Origin of the sequence: Pseudomonas fluorescens, assembly GCF_900636825.1 — a bacterium.
GTDB lineage: Bacteria > Pseudomonadota > Gammaproteobacteria > Pseudomonadales > Pseudomonadaceae > Aquipseudomonas > Aquipseudomonas fluorescens_BG.
In genome coordinates this window covers 3355922-3369888 of the sequence record NZ_LR134318.1, presented here as the reverse complement: position 1 = coordinate 3369888, position 13967 = coordinate 3355922, and the positions used below count along the sequence as shown (strand labels likewise).

The 13967-nt window shown below is 60.9% G+C and carries 13 protein-coding genes; 11 read left to right on the top strand and 2 right to left on the bottom strand.

The genetic code is table 11. From position 1 onward, the window contains the following. Positions 1 to 19 precede the first annotated feature (19 nt). A complete protein-coding gene (locus EL257_RS15085; protein WP_126363858.1) occupies positions 20 to 1645 on the bottom strand; it encodes an NADP-dependent glyceraldehyde-3-phosphate dehydrogenase in 1626 nt (541 codons plus the stop codon). A 487-nt stretch (positions 1646 to 2132) separates the two neighbouring features. On the opposite strand from EL257_RS15085, the gene EL257_RS28435 reads away from it, so the two are divergent. From EL257_RS28435 to EL257_RS15035, 10 genes are all read left to right on the top strand, one after another. Beyond that, on the top strand, positions 2133 to 2744 hold the full coding sequence (locus tag EL257_RS28435; protein ID WP_126363855.1) for a transposase: 612 nt from the start codon (positions 2133 to 2135) through the stop codon (positions 2742 to 2744). 54 nt (positions 2745 to 2798) lie between these two features. Then, positions 2799 to 4397 (top strand): ShlB/FhaC/HecB family hemolysin secretion/activation protein, encoded by a 1599-nt coding sequence (locus tag EL257_RS15075; RefSeq protein ID WP_126363853.1) that lies wholly within the window; start codon positions 2799 to 2801, stop codon positions 4395 to 4397. A gap of 14 nt (positions 4398 to 4411) precedes the next feature. After that, a complete protein-coding gene (locus EL257_RS15070; RefSeq protein ID WP_126363850.1) occupies positions 4412 to 6211 on the top strand; it encodes a DUF2341 domain-containing protein in 1800 nt (599 codons plus the stop codon). A gap of 11 nt (positions 6212 to 6222) precedes the next feature. Continuing rightward, positions 6223 to 6648, top strand: coding sequence for an ExbD/TolR family protein (locus EL257_RS15065; protein WP_007915482.1), 426 nt, complete (start codon positions 6223 to 6225; stop codon positions 6646 to 6648). Between the two features lie 3 nt (positions 6649 to 6651). Beyond that, a complete protein-coding gene (locus tag EL257_RS15060) occupies positions 6652 to 7356 on the top strand; it encodes an energy transducer TonB family protein (RefSeq protein ID WP_126363847.1) in 705 nt (234 codons plus the stop codon). 39 nt (positions 7357 to 7395) lie between these two features. Beyond that, the gene (locus tag EL257_RS15055) at positions 7396 to 9093 is read left to right on the top strand and encodes a putative porin (RefSeq protein ID WP_126363836.1); all 1698 of its coding nucleotides are present in this window, start codon (positions 7396 to 7398) and stop codon (positions 9091 to 9093) included. Positions 9094 to 9110: 17 nt separating this feature from the next. Beyond that, positions 9111 to 9740, top strand: coding sequence for a DNA repair protein (locus EL257_RS15050; protein WP_126363833.1), 630 nt, complete (start codon positions 9111 to 9113; stop codon positions 9738 to 9740). A 30-nt stretch (positions 9741 to 9770) separates the two neighbouring features. After that, entirely contained in the window at positions 9771 to 10241 is a 471-nt protein-coding gene (locus EL257_RS15045; RefSeq protein WP_126363830.1) for a YbjN domain-containing protein, read from the top strand. Next, entirely contained in the window at positions 10238 to 11173 is a 936-nt protein-coding gene (locus tag EL257_RS15040) for a peptidylprolyl isomerase (protein WP_126363827.1), read from the top strand. The genes EL257_RS15045 and EL257_RS15040 overlap by 4 nt, the downstream gene beginning before the upstream one ends. 138 nt (positions 11174 to 11311) lie before the next feature. Continuing rightward, positions 11312 to 12292, top strand: a complete 981-nt coding sequence (locus EL257_RS15035; RefSeq protein WP_126363824.1) for a LysR family transcriptional regulator — start codon at positions 11312 to 11314, stop codon at positions 12290 to 12292. A gap of 189 nt (positions 12293 to 12481) precedes the next feature. Here the strand turns inward: EL257_RS15035 and EL257_RS15030 are convergent, their stop codons facing one another. Beyond that, entirely contained in the window at positions 12482 to 13174 is a 693-nt protein-coding gene (locus EL257_RS15030) for an aspartate/glutamate racemase family protein (protein WP_126363821.1), read from the bottom strand. 207 nt (positions 13175 to 13381) lie between these two features. Between EL257_RS15030 and EL257_RS15025 the strand changes: the two genes are divergently transcribed. Next, positions 13382 to 13873 carry a hypothetical protein gene (locus tag EL257_RS15025; protein WP_126363818.1) on the top strand — a complete coding sequence of 164 codons (492 nt, stop codon included), beginning with the start codon at positions 13382 to 13384 and terminating at the stop codon, positions 13871 to 13873. Positions 13874 to 13967 lie beyond the last annotated feature (94 nt).

The window sequence follows — 13967 nt, the reverse complement described above, 5'->3', positions numbered from 1 at the left end:
CATTCCTGCCAGTGGCCGGTCAGAAGATGTAGTCGGTGGTCAGGAAACTCGAATCCCGCCCGCGAATAATCTCGCTGATCAGATCCTTGTTGCTCTCCTGGAACTTGGTCGCCACCAGCGTACGGATCGAAAATACCCGCAGTGCATCGTGAACCGACAGAGTGCCTTCGGCGGAATTCTTGCGCCCGTTGAACGGGTAGGTGTCCGGGCCGCGCTGGCATTGGGCATTGAGGTTGATCCGCCCGACCTGGTTGGCGAACGTATCTACCAGCCGCCCGACCGCTACCGGGTTGGTGCCGAAAATGCTCAGTTGCTGACCGAAATCCGACTCCAGCACGTAATCGATCACGGTATCGAGGTGGCGGTACGGCACGATCGGCACGACCGGGCCGAATTGTTCTTCCTGATAGACGCGCATCTGCGGATTCACTGGGTATAGCACCGCTGGGTAAAAGAACGACTCGCGGGACTCGCCGCCATTCGGGTTGACCACTTCCGCGCCTTTGCTGCGCGCATCCGCGACCAGACCGTGCAGGTAATCGACCTTGCCCGATTCCGGCAGCGGCGTCAGCGACACGCCGCTGTCCCACGGCATGCCCGGTTTCAGCGTGGCCAGTTTGGCGTTGAATTTCTCGATGAAGCTGTCGACGACGTCCTCATGCACAAAGAGAATTTTCAGTGCGGTGCAGCGTTGGCCATTGAACGACAGCGAACCGGTCAGCGCTTCGCTGACGGCGTTGTCGAGATCCACCTCCGGCAAAACGATGCCCGGGTTTTTCGCATCGAGCCCCAACGCGGCGCGCAAACGGTGCGGTTTCGGGTGCAGTTTTTTCAGGTCGCTGGCGGCCTTGTTGGTGCCGATGAACGCGAAGATATCGATCTTGCCACTGGCCATCAGCGCGCTGACAGTTTCGCGGCCACTGCCGTAGATCACGTTGATGACGCCGGTCGGGAAACTGTCGCGGAACGCTTCCAGCAACGGCCGAATCAGCAGCACGCCGAGTTTGGCCGGTTTGAACACCACGGTGTTACCCATGATCAGCGCCGGAATCAACGTGGTGAACGTTTCGTTGAGCGGATAGTTGTAAGGGCCCATGCACAGGGCAACGCCCAGCGGCACGCGGCGGATCTGCCCGAGCGTGTCCTGCTCCAGTTCGAAACGGCTGGAGCGGCGGTCGAGTTCCTTGAGCGCATTGATCGTATCGACGATGTAGTCGCAGGTGCGATCGAACTCTTTTTCCGAGTCCTTGAGATTCTTGCCGATTTCCCACATCAACAGCTTGACCACGGCGTCGCGCTGTTGGCGCATGCGCCCAAGAAACGCTTCGACATGCTGGATACGCTCGGCCACGCGCATCGTCGGCCACAGGCCCTGACCACGGTCGTAGGCCCGTACGGCGGCGTCGAGAGCGGTGAGCGCGGTGCCGGCGTCAAGCAACGGCGTGCTGCCGAGGATCACTTGCTCAGCGCCGTTTTCGTTTTGCAGATACACCGGGCTGCGCACTTGCGCGAGCGGGCCGTCCCAGCGCCGCAACTGGCCATCGACGAGGTATTCGCGTTGCTCGACCTGACCGTCGAGGCGATATTTTTCCGGGATGTCGCTGACAGAAGGAAACAGGTTGCCAAGGATATTTGCTGTGGTCATGTCGCTACCCCGTGTTGATGTCCATGCAGATCAAAAAGTCTGTACAGGTTATACGCCTGAACGCGCCGGAGTTTAAACCCGCAAATGTCACGCGAATGTCACGCGCAGATGCAGGGAAGATGGGGCGCGGCAGCGATTATTTTGTGGGGATGATTGTTGGATGTGTTGTGGATTCGCCCCTCACCCCAGCCCTCTCCCGAGGGAGAGGGGGCCGATCTGTTGGCTTTTCAAATTCTGAGTACGATTTGGTATTTCACGTCGGCACACCTCGCATACACCTGGGTCAGTTCCCTCTCCCTCCGGGAGAGGGCTAGGGTGAGGGGCTTTTATCTTTGCCTGAAATCCCCGCCACCCCATCTCCCGTAATGAAGCTTTTATGACAAAAGTTCGGTAGCACATCGCCAGTCCGGTCATGCCTATGTAACGCGCTTGAGGGGCCCAACGGGGCGCTTTTCACAAGCCGAGGCGGGACGCCGGGAGTGAGGCAATGGGGACTATGGAACGCTACTCGAAAGTGGGCATGCAGGAGCTCGATCAACGCTTGTCGAAGATCGTCGAAGCGGCGCGCAAGAAGCCGGTTTCGGTGTATCGCTACGGCGCGCCGTGGGTCTGGATCGTCTCGCAGGATGACTGGCAGGGCGCCTTGAAAGAGGTGTCGAGCTACATTCCGCCAGGGCATTCGCTGGTGTTGCTGCGCCCACAGATCGACGACCTTCTCGACGCCCACTGCGCGCTGATGCACGACCTGAATGCCCAGCCCGGCATGCTGATCCCTGCGCAAACGGTCATGCACATCCTGCTTTTGCAACTGCTGTATTCGGTGCCCAGTGAGCAGCAGCTGTATGAACAGCTCAATTACAACCTGCTGTTCCGCTGGTTCGTCGGCCTCGGCCTGAACCAGAAAGTCTGGAGCTTCAACGCCCTCAGCCGCGACATCGCCACGCTACTCAACGAGCCGCGGGCGGTGCTGCTCATTCAAAAAATCATCGGCGAAGTGTTCTGCGGTGCGCTGCTGCAAATGCCCGAGTTCTCGCTGAACTTCGCGCTGCTGCACACCTGGCTGGGCAAGCACGCCTGCGCCACAACGATCAGCAACTGAGGCAACACACCGGGCGATTCACGCCAACAGGTCATCGCGAATTCAGGGGGTAGTGTGGAACCGATTTTCAAGTCACGGCTGGCGCTGTGGAGCTGGCTGCTGGTGACGGCGGGCGCGCAGCCGGCATTGGCGCAGGAGGTCGCCGAAACCGCAGCGGCGCAGCGCCTAGTCGACGTCAACGAATACTTCGTGCGCGGCAACACCGTGCTCGATGCGCGGGCGATCGAAGAAGCGGTGTACCCGTTTCTCGGCCCGCAAAAAGCCCTCACCGATATCGAAGGTGCGCGCGATGCCTTGCAGAAGGCGTATCAGCAACGCGGCTACCAATCGGTGTTCGTCGAACTGCCAGAGCAAGCGGTCGCCGACGGTATCGTGTATCTGCAAGTCAGCGAAACCAAAGTCGGACGCGTGCGTGTGGTCGGCGCCAAACACTATTCGCCACTCGATATTCGTGACAACGTTCCGGCGCTCAAAGAAGGCGAGGTGCCGGACTTCGCCAAGGTCCAGGGCGAACTGGCGCAGCTCAACAAAACTCCCGGTCGACAAGTCATGCCGCTGGTGCGCGAAGGTCAGCGTCCCGGCACCATGGATGTCGATTTGCAAGTCGAAGACCAGAACCCGTGGACCGCCAGTGTCGGCCTCAACAACGACTACAGCGCTGACACCGAAAAGCTGCGCACGGTCTCCAGCGTCGGTTACAACAACCTCTGGCAACTCGGCCACAGCGTCAACCTGACATTTTTCACCGCGCCGCAGGAAACCGATAACGCCAAGGTCTGGTCGGGCTCCTACACCGCGCCGCTGGACGAGCGCTGGAGCGTGCAGTTCTCCGGTTACCAGTCCGACAGCAACGTTGCCACCATCGGTGGCAGCAACGTGCTTGGCAGGGGCCACAGTTATGGCGTGTCGGCGATCTACACGCTGCCGTCGAGCGGCAACTGGTCGAATTCATTGTCGGCCGGCATCGACTTCAAAGACTTCGACGAGCGCCTGACCTTGTCGGGCGAGAGCGACAAGGTGCCGCTGCAATATGCGCCGTTCACCTTTGCCTACAACGGCTACCGCTACAGCGAAAAGAGCCAGCTCGGCCTCGGCCTGAGCCTGGTCGCCGCCACCCGCAGTGTTTTCGGCTACGGCAGCGACGATGAAGATTTCGACTACAAACGCTACCGCGCCAAGCCGAGTTTCGCCGTACTCAAGGGCGACACGAATTACACCTGGACCTTCGACAGCGACTGGCAGAGCGCAAGCAAAGCTGCGTTCCAACTGGCGTCCGGGCCACTGGTTTCCAACGAACAGTTCTCCGCCGGCGGCGCCACCTCCGTGCGCGGCTATCTGGCCGCCGAACGTACCGGCGATGACGGCGTGCTGCTCAGTCAGGAAGTACGCACGCCATCACTGGCCAAGTACGCCGGCACCTGGATGCAGGACTGGCGTTTCTACGCCTTCGCCGAAGGTGCGCAGCTGTATCTGCGCGACGAACTGCCAGATCAGGACGCCAATTACGCCCTGGCCAGTGTCGGCCTCGGCACCCGCGCCAGCCTCAGTAAATGGCTGTCCGGCAGCCTCGATTGGGGCTTCCCGTTACTCGAAGGGCCGAACACCTCGAAACAGGAATCGCGCCTGCACTTCAACCTTCAGGCCACTTTCTAATCAGGAGCATTTCCATGCCGCGCCTTTTCCTTTCCTTGTTGATCTGCCTGGGCTTCGTGCTCCCGGCCACGGCTCAGGCCTGGTGGCAGGACGACTGGCATTACCGCAAACAAATTGCTGTCGACACCACGCCACAAGGCGCGGCGATCAATCAGGCCCTCGGCCGCACTGCGCTGCTGGTGCGCTTGCACACCGGCAATTTCACCTTTGACGGCGTCAAGGAGGACGGCGCCGATCTGCGTTTCGTCGCCGCCGATGACAAAACCGTGCTCAATCATCAGATCGAAAGCTTCGATGCGCTGATGGGCATGGCGCTGATCTGGGTAGATGTGCCGAATGTCGAGGGCGGTCAGCGCCAGGACATTTGGATGTATTACGGCAACCAGAAAGCTGCGGCGACTGGCAATGGCCAACTGACGTTTGATCCGAATTACACCGCGCTCTATCACTTCGACGGCGCCACCGGCACTCCGGCCAAAGACACCACCGCCTATGGCAACACTGCGCAAAGTGCGACCGGCGCGGCGATTGACGGTGTAGTAGGGCGCGCCTTGCAGTTCAGCGGCCAGCCGTTGCTGCTGCCGGCCAGCCCTTCGCTGCAACACAACGCCGGCAGCGCATTCACCTTCAGCGCCTGGCTGCGGTTGGATCAAGCGAATGGCGAGCAGCTGATTCTGTCGCGTCGCGAAGGCACGCAAAATCTGCTGATCGGCGTCAATCAGGGCGTGCCGTTTGTGGAGATCGACGGTCAACGCGCCGCTGCCGCGCAAGCGCTCAATCCGGGCCAATGGCAACACGTCGCGTTGACCGCTGAAGGCTCGAAAGTGACGCTTTACATCAATGGTCGCGAAGGCGCGGTGCTGGCTCAAGCGATGCCGGCGTTCAACTCGGTCATGGCCATCGGCGCTGACGTGCACGAAGGTCCGTTGCAGCCGTTCGCAGGTGCCATCGACGAACTGCGCCTGTCGAAAGTCGCCCGTCCCGCCGCGCTGTTGCTGGCCGATGCCACTTCGCAAGGCGCTGAGTCGAAACTGGTCGCCTATGGCGTCGATGAAGAACAGTCCGGCTTCGGTTTCGGCAGCCTCGGCTTCCTCCTCAACGCAGTGCCGATCGACGCCTGGGTGATCATCGCCGTGCTGGTGCTGATGATGTTCCAGTCATGGGTCATCATGTTGCGCAAGAACCGCAGCCTCAGCCGCGTTTCTGCGGCCAACGAAGATTTCCGCGTGCAATTCGCCAAGGTCGGCACGCGTCTGGAAATGTTCGCCGACGACGCCCAACTCGCGCAGCGTTTGCAGCATTCGTCGCTGTGGCGCCTGTATCTGGTGGCGGTGAAAGAGATCCGCACCCGCCGCGAGCAGGGCGCCGATACCTCGTCGGTTTCCGCCGCCACCATCGAAGCCATCCGCTGCTCCATGGACGGCGTGCGCACCCGCGAAAACCAGCAACTGAGTTCGAAACTGTCGACCCTGTCCAATGCGATCGCCGGTGGCCCGTACATCGGCCTGCTCGGCACGGTGTTGGGGATCATGGTGGTGTTCCTCGGTACGGCGATGGCCGGTGACGTGAATATCAATGCCATCGCGCCGGGCATGGCCGCAGCACTGTTGGCCACGGCGATGGGCCTGTTCGTCGCTATCCCCGCGCTGTTTGGCTACAACCGCCTGATCACCCGCAACAAGGAAGTCAGCGCCGACATGCGCGTGTTCGTCGACGAGTTCATCACGCGCCTGGCGGAGATGCATGGCGAGAGCCAGTTCAGTGAGGCAGCGCATCAGCGCGGCCATCACGCCAATCACTCCGTACCGGCCTGAGGAGCATTGACATGGCGTCCGTAAATGCCTCCCACGACGATGACGAAGATGCTGCGGTGGACAGCATCAACATCACCCCGCTGGTCGATGTGCTGATGGTGGTGCTGGTGATGTTCATCCTCACCGCCACTGCGCAGGTCTCCGGGATCCAGATCAACCTGCCCAAGGCCAGCGCCTCGGTGTCGCTGTCGGAAGCCAAGACCAAGGCGATTTCGGTCAACGACGGCGGCCAGGTGTTTCTCGATGCCTATCCGGTGACCCTGGCGGAACTGGAAGAACGCCTGCGCATCGAGAAGGCGCAGAGCCCGGATTTCCCGGTAATCGTGCGCGGCGATGCGACGGTGCAATACCAGAAAGTCATCGAAGTGCTGGATCTGCTGCGCCGGCTCGAACTGTCCCAGGTCGGTCTCGTTACCGGCAAACCGAGTCAGGGCTGAGTCATGACCGCACAACTTCCGATCGAACCGCCGCCCGTGAAAAAGTCGCCGTTGCGCTATGTGAAGTGGAGCGCCGCTTTGCTGCTCGCCGTGCTCGCCGCGTGGTTCCTCTGGCAATGGGCGAACGACATGGCTGGCGTGCGCCGGGAAGCGCCGAAGGTGCCGACGATCATTCCGTTGCCGCCACCGCCACCACCGCCGCCGGAGAAACCGCCAGAGCCGGAGACCCCGGTGGAAGAAAAGGTTGTCGAGCCCGAGCCAACGCCGGAGCCGGAAGAGGTCAAGCCCGAGGAAGAGGCGCCGCCGTCCCCGGCCGACGATCTGGCCAACCCGATGCAAATGGATGGCGACGCGCAGTCCGGCAATGACGCTTTCAACATCGGCGCGGGCAAGGGCGGCGGCATGGCCGGGGCTGGCGGCGGGCGTTTGGGCACGGGGACATACAGCCAGTTTCTGGCGTTTACCTTCCAGCGTTTGCTGCGCGAAAACCCCGAACTGCGCAACCTCGCGTTCTCGCTACAGGCCGATGTCTGGCTGAGCAGCGTCGGCGAAATCACTCGGGTCGAGCTGATCAAGTCCAGCGGCAATCCCGAAATAGACCAGCAGGTGCTGGCCGCGCTGCGTGGTGCGCCGGCTCTTAGCGAACGGCCTCCGGCCTCCATCACTTTGCCTGTGCGCCTGTCCCTGCAAGGGCGGCGTCCGGGTTAATTCACTTATTCAAGCTTCGGCAAAAGGAGTTGTGTGCAGATGATTTCCAACGTGAATCGATTGTCCCTGGCGGTCGGCATGGTCATTGCGACCCTGGTCGGTCAGGCCGTGGCAGCGCCTGCGCCCTCGGAGAACGCCACGATCAATCTGATCCGCTTGCTGGTCGAGCAGGGCATTCTGAAACAGGACAAGGCTGACGCGCTGATCGCTCAGGCGCAGAACGAAGCCGCTCAGGCCAAACAGGCTGCCGCGTCCACTGCCGTAGTGGCCGGGCCCGTCGCCGCGCCGGGCGATGTGCGTGTGCAGTACGTGCCGGCGGCGGTGCGCGACCAGATTCGCGATCAGGTCAAAGCCGAGGTCATGGCCACCGCCAAACAGGAAAACTGGGCCGCGCCGAATACCTTCCCGGACTGGGCCTCGCGGATCAGCTTCGACGGCGACATTCGTCTGCGTGACGAATCGCGTTACTACTCGGGCAACAACAGCAACGAAATCGTCGACTTCGCCAAGCTCAACAACAACGGCCCGTACGACGTCAACCCGAATAGCAGCACCAGTTTGCCGCCGTTGCTCAACACCCGTGAAGACCGCGAAAACCAGTTCCGCCTGCGTGCGCGGCTGGGCATGAAAGCGGTGATTTCGGAGGAATGGACTGCGGGTATCCGCATCGGCACCGGCTCCGACAACAACCCGGTGTCGACCACCCAGAACCTCGGCGGTGGCTTCGCCAAGAAAGACATCTGGCTCGATCAGGGTTACCTGAACTGGAAACCCACGGATGAGCTGACGCTGACCGGCGGGCGCTTCGCCAACCCTTTCATGTCCACCGACATGCTCTATTCCAACGACCTGAACTTCGACGGTGTCGCGGCTATCTTCGACCACAAGCTCAACCATGATTGGGGCGTGTTCGGCACCGTCGGCGCGTTCCCGGTGGACTACACCAACGACACCTCCAGCAGCAACGGTTTCGACAAGGAAGAGAGCGACAACAAATGGCTGTATGGCGCACAACTCGGCGCCAAGTGGGCGATCAACAGCAACAACCGTCTCAAGGGCGCACTCGCTTATTACCGCTTCGACGATATTCAAGGCGAACGCTCCAGCCCTTGCGAGCCGTGGGCCGGCGCGCCGGGCTGCGACAGCGATGGCAGCCGCGCGGCGTTCATGCAGAAGGGCAACAGCGTGTTCCTGCTGCGTGACATCACGCCGAACCCGCTCAACCCGAGCACTACAGCGCAGCCGCAATATGTCGGCCTGGCCTCGGAGTTCAACCTGCTGGATTTGAACGTGGTCTGGGACGCCGACCTGCCACAGGATTTCAAACTGCGCAGCCAGGGCAACTACATCCACAACCTCAGCTACGACGAAGGCGACATGCGCAAGCGTTCCGCCGGGCAGATCGTCAACAACCTCGACAGCAACGGCGACATCGAGAGCGGTGCCAATGCGTGGATGGTGCAGTTCACCCTCGGCAACTCGCTGGACCTCAAGCGCAAGGGCGACTGGAACCTGTTCGCTGGCTACAAGTACATCCAGCCGGACGCCTTGCCCGACGGCTTCAACGACTCGTCCTTCCACCTCGGCGGCACCAACGCCAAAGGCTATTTCATGGGCGGCAACTATGGCCTGGCGAAAAATGTTTACGCCACAGGTCGCTGGCTGAGCACCGAGGCGGTGTACGGCGCGCCGTTCGATATCGACGTCTTGCAGCTTGAGATCAACACGCGCTTCTAAGGCGCCGGGAGAGGGTGATGAAAATCCGCTGTTTATGGTTGGGGCTGGGCATGTTGATTGCCACCGGGGCAAGTGCCGAAGGCATGGAAGAACGCTTGCGCACGCAACTGCGCAGCACCGCTCAACAACTGCAGGCCCTGCAAAGTCAGCAGGCCCAGGCCAGCGCCGCGCAACTGGCGGCGCAGAACGAAGCCAAGGCTGCGCAGGCGCAAATCAAGCAATTGACCGCTGAACTGGCGAAGGCCAAAGGCGTTGCCGAGCGATTGGCCGGGCAACAACAGAACCTGCACGACCAGGCCCGGGCGCAAGTAGCGGCCAGCGTCGAGCAGACCGGCAAGTTCAAAAAAGCCTACGACGACTTGCTGGTGATGGCCCGTGCCAAAGAGGCCGAACGGTCGAAGCTTGAAGCGCAATTGACTGAACGTGACACACAAGTGCAGCAATGTTCAGTCAAAAATCAGCAAATGTACGGCGTTGCCAAGCAGATTCTCACCGCCTACGAAAACATCGACGTGGCCGAGGTGATGAAGATCCGCCAGCCCTTCGCCGGCAGCGCCCGGGTCAAGTTCGATGAACTGGCTCAGGGCTTTGGCGACGAACTCTACAAAACCCGATTCGACGCGCCGCAAGCTGCGCTCGCACACTGATTTGAAAGACTGACACACAAGGAAGACACCATGACTCAATTGATCAGCCACGTATCGCCAAAGTCCCTCACCGAAGTCCTGCAAGCTGCAGGTTATCGCGTCAACGAAACCGAACAGAACGGCATCGTCCAGTTGCTCAGCGCCAGCCAGGGCATCGGCTACGCGGTGCGCTTCGGTAACCCGGCGAGGGAGCCGGACAACTACGTCGATTTCACCTTCAGCTGTGCGCTGCGAGTGCAAGGTGATTTGCCTCAGGGCGTGGCCGAGCAGTGGAACGCCACGCGGCGTTTTGCCCGATTGTCGTTGCAGGGCGAGTTCCTGGTGATGGAAATGGACGTGGTGCTCGCCGCCGGCGTTAGCAACGATCACCTGCGCGGCAATCTGGAATTGTGGGATCGCCTGTTACAGGAGTTCATCGTTTATCTGCGCGACTTCAGCCAGGCCACATCCGCGCAAACCGCTAAAGCCGCCGTGGCGGAGCAAGAGGAAGTCGCGCTGTGAAAAAGCCAGCCGTGGTGATCGGTGCCGGAGCGGTGGCCGTGTTGGTGGTGGCTGTGGCGCTGGTGCTGCGGCCGGGAAGTGATCCGGTCGCCGCTCAGCAGCCCATGTCGGTGACCGCAGCGGGACCGGCGGTGGCGCGGTTGGGCAATCAACAGGTGACGCCTGACGAATTGCAGGCGTTGCTGGCCACTGTCCCTGAGCAAACTCGCGGGCAACTGCGCGGCAATCGTGACGCGCTGGAGCGCTGGATCCGTACGCGTCTCGCTGAAAAAGCAGTGCTGGAACAGGCTGACGCACAGGGCTGGGCGCAGCGCCCGGATGTCGCCCGGCAAGCCCGCGCGGCAACCGAGCAAATCGTCTTTCGCGATTATCTGCGCTCGGTGAGTCAGGTGCCGGCGGAATATCCGAGTGCGGCTCAATTGCAGCAGGCGTATGACGCCGGCAAGGCAAACTGGCAAACGCCTGCGCTGTACCGGGTCAGTCAGATTTTCCTTGGGGTAGCTGATGACGCGAATCTGGAAACGGTGCGCAAACAGGCGGTTGAGTTGAGCAAGAAAGCGCAGTCGGCGCCGGAAGATTTTGCCGCGTTGGCGAACCAGTATTCGCAGGATCGGGTCACAGCGCAGCAGGGCGGTGACACCGGGCTGCAACCGCTGCAGCAACTGGTACCGCAAGTGCGTGGAGCGGTGACGCGGCTCAAGGTCGGCGCTGTGTCTGATCCGGTACAAAGCGCTGCCGGTTTCCATGTGATCAAACTCACCGAGCAACAACCGGCCCGCGCTGCGACGCTGGATGAACTGCGCGATCAACTGACCCAAGCGTTGCGCGCCCAGCGCCAGGAGCAAATCGCCCAGGCCTATCTGGACGGCATGCTCAACACCGCGACCTTGAGCATCGACGGTGCCGAACTCAACAAAATAATGGGGAGATGACACTCCTCGTCTCTGTAGGCGCTGACGAGTGAAACGAGGCTGCGATCTTTTGACTTTTTTTGAAAATCAAAAGATCGCAGCGTGCCGCAGCTCCTACAGGGATACTGCGTAAATACAAAGATCGACAGGGAGTCATCGATGTCATTCACCGAACCCGCAGGACGCGCGAATATCAGCGATTACCGGTCGCCGGAAACCAGACCTGAAACGTGGCTCAGCCAGGCGGCGAGCATTGACAGCGAAGTCGCGCAGTACTTTCTCGTCAGCGCCCGGTGTGGCTGCTTCATGCAAGCGGCGCGCAGCCTCAACGTCCGTTCGACTTTGCTACGCAAGCAACTCGCGCAACTGGAGCAACACCTGCAACATTCGCTGTTCAGCTTCCAGGGCAGCGCCCTGAGCCTGACCCGAGAAGGCCAGCAATTGCACGCCAGACTGGTCGCGTTGGCCAATGAGCGCAAACTGCCCGTGGTTGAACAACCGCTGGTTCGCCTGGCGATCGCCGAATCGATCCTGCATGACATCCTCGGCCGCGATCTCATTGCATTGCTGCGGCGCAACGCCAGTGTGCGGCTGGAGATCATCGCGCTCGACAGCGAATTGTCCTTGCGCGCCGTCAGTGCCGACATCGTCCTGTGGCTGGCCTACGGCGACAGACCAGGTCAAGTTCCGGCCTTCGCCGTTTCTCAGCCGCAGCGACTGGCTTCTCTGAATTATCTGCCGCACATCGCCAAACGCTACTCGCGCGTCACCGCGCGCCCGAACAGCCGCGATGACCTCGCCGATTTCATGCTGGTGCAATGGCAACACGACCGACAGGTCGACAGCTTTCGACCGTGGAACGAGCTGGTCGAACAGCGCCTGGCCGGGGTCGTGCGTATGCAATCGTATGAGCTGATGCTGGAGATGATCCGCTGCAGCGCTTGCATCGGTTTGCTGCCGACATACATGAGCCGTTTCGACCGTGGACTGATCGCGTTACCGGGGTTGTTTGAAGAACCGATGCAATTGCAGGCGTGGCTGGCGGTGAACGCCGAATCGCAGAAAGTGGCCGAAGTGCAGATCCTGACCGACCTCATCCACCACACCTTCGCTGAGCGGCACGAATGGTTCCAGCGCTGACGTCCATCCCTGTGGGAGCGAGCCTGCTCGCGAAAGCAATCTGACATTCAACATCTCTGTCGCCTGACACACCGCTTTCGCGAGCAGGCTCGCTCTCACATTTTGATATTCGCCAGACAATGGTTGATCGGTTTAGAGTGATCGGCCACACATCGATCCAGGAAGGATCCGTCATGCCCGAGCACAAACTTAGTCGCCCAGTGCGAACGCCACCGCCGATTGCGCATGCAACTCGGTGGTGTCGAGCAGGGGGAGGGCGCTGTGTTCGGGTTTGACCAACAGGCCGATTTCGGTGCAGCCGAGAATAATGGCCTGCGCGCCACGGGCGGTCAGGGATTCGATGACGCGCTGGTAGATTTGTCGGGATTGTTCGCTGATCACACCGACACACAATTCGTCGTAAATGATCCGGTGGACATCCTTGCGCTCAGCCGCATCCGGCATTAGAACCGTCAATCCCTGCTCGAGCAGGCGTCGCTTGAGAAAGTCCTGTTCCATGGTGAACGCGGTGCCGAGTAGCCCGACCGTGCGTGCGTCGATGTCCAGCGCTGCTTGGGCCGCCGGTTCGGCGATGTGCAAGAACGGGATGCTGACAGCGGCCTGAATCTGTTCCGCGACCTTGTGCATGGTGTTGGTACACAGCACCACGCAATCGGCGCCGCCAGCCTCGAGCCGGCGCGCCGCATCCACCAGAATCGCTGCCGCATCGTCCCAGCGCCCGGCGTGCTGGGCCTGTTCGACCGGGCCGAAATCGACGCTGTACATCAGCAACTGCGCCGAGCGCAGCGGGCCGAGGCGATCGCGAACGTGTTGATTGATCAGTCGATAGTATTCGGCGCTGGATTCCCAGCTCATGCCGCCGATCAGGCCGATGGTGCGCATTGGATTTCCTCGGGTAGTGACTCGTATCGGAAACTCAGGTCTGCCCGGAGTTTCCTTGTGTTTTCCCGCCGATGCCAGCAGCCAAGGACTGTACCGCTGATCTTTCACACAACTGTGCATCTTCTTCGGCGGGTGCAGCTCAAACGTACGCCGAGGCCAGGATCTGCCACTATCCGGGTTCGCAGGTCCTTTCCGAGGAACACCGCAATGAATGACGTAGAGCAATTGGGCGAGATGCTTCGCCACTATGCCGAAAGCGAAGCGCACAAAAAGCAACTGTTCACCACGCAATCGGCAGCATGGACCACGCGCATTGCCGCGCTGTTCGACCAGATCGAGCAATGGCTCGAGCCGGTCAAGGCGCCGAATCTGCTGGAAGTGAGCCGCGACGCTTACGTCGCGTTCGGTCCGAGCGTGGCGGTGGAAACCTCAACCTTCAAGAGCGAAAAGCTCAGCATAGTAATTGCCGGCAAACCGGTGGAATTTGTTCCGGATGTGATGGGCAGTGGCGGGCAGATTTCCCTGGCAGTCATGGGGCTGACGGCGGCGCGCTACGGCAGCATTTCGCTGGTCGGCCTGGCGGACGGCGAGTGGCAGTGGCGCAAGACGAATGGCTTGAAGGATCCGGATACGTTTGTGTTCGACGCGAACTTTCTGGCGCAGCAGTTGCAAAGTCTGATCCCGCGGGATCGTGCCTAGAACTTAGGGATTCACGGGTTCTTCCCGCAGGAGTGAGCCTGCTCGCGATAGCAGCGGGTCAGCTTGCAGTTGAGGCGACAGACACACCGCTATC

Excerpts from the sequence above, each read along its gene's own strand:
- EL257_RS28435 (WP_126363855.1), top strand. The coding sequence starts at position 2,133 with ATGGGGACTATGGAACGCTACTCGAAAGTGGGCATGCAGGAGCTCGAT.
- EL257_RS15025 (WP_126363818.1), top strand. The coding sequence starts at position 13,382 with ATGAATGACGTAGAGCAATTGGGCGAGATGCTTCGCCACTATGCCGAA.
- EL257_RS15065 (WP_007915482.1), top strand. The coding sequence starts at position 6,223 with ATGGCGTCCGTAAATGCCTCCCACGACGATGACGAAGATGCTGCGGTG.
- EL257_RS15050 (WP_126363833.1), top strand. The coding sequence starts at position 9,111 with ATGAAAATCCGCTGTTTATGGTTGGGGCTGGGCATGTTGATTGCCACC.
- EL257_RS15045 (WP_126363830.1), top strand. The coding sequence starts at position 9,771 with ATGACTCAATTGATCAGCCACGTATCGCCAAAGTCCCTCACCGAAGTC.
- EL257_RS15030 (WP_126363821.1), bottom strand. The coding sequence starts at position 13,174 with ATGCGCACCATCGGCCTGATCGGCGGCATGAGCTGGGAATCCAGCGCC.
- EL257_RS15055 (WP_126363836.1), top strand. The coding sequence starts at position 7,396 with ATGATTTCCAACGTGAATCGATTGTCCCTGGCGGTCGGCATGGTCATT.
- EL257_RS15070 (WP_126363850.1), top strand. The coding sequence starts at position 4,412 with ATGCCGCGCCTTTTCCTTTCCTTGTTGATCTGCCTGGGCTTCGTGCTC.
- EL257_RS15085 (WP_126363858.1), bottom strand. The coding sequence starts at position 1,645 with ATGACCACAGCAAATATCCTTGGCAACCTGTTTCCTTCTGTCAGCGAC.
- EL257_RS15035 (WP_126363824.1), top strand. The coding sequence starts at position 11,312 with ATGTCATTCACCGAACCCGCAGGACGCGCGAATATCAGCGATTACCGG.
- EL257_RS15060 (WP_126363847.1), top strand. The coding sequence starts at position 6,652 with ATGACCGCACAACTTCCGATCGAACCGCCGCCCGTGAAAAAGTCGCCG.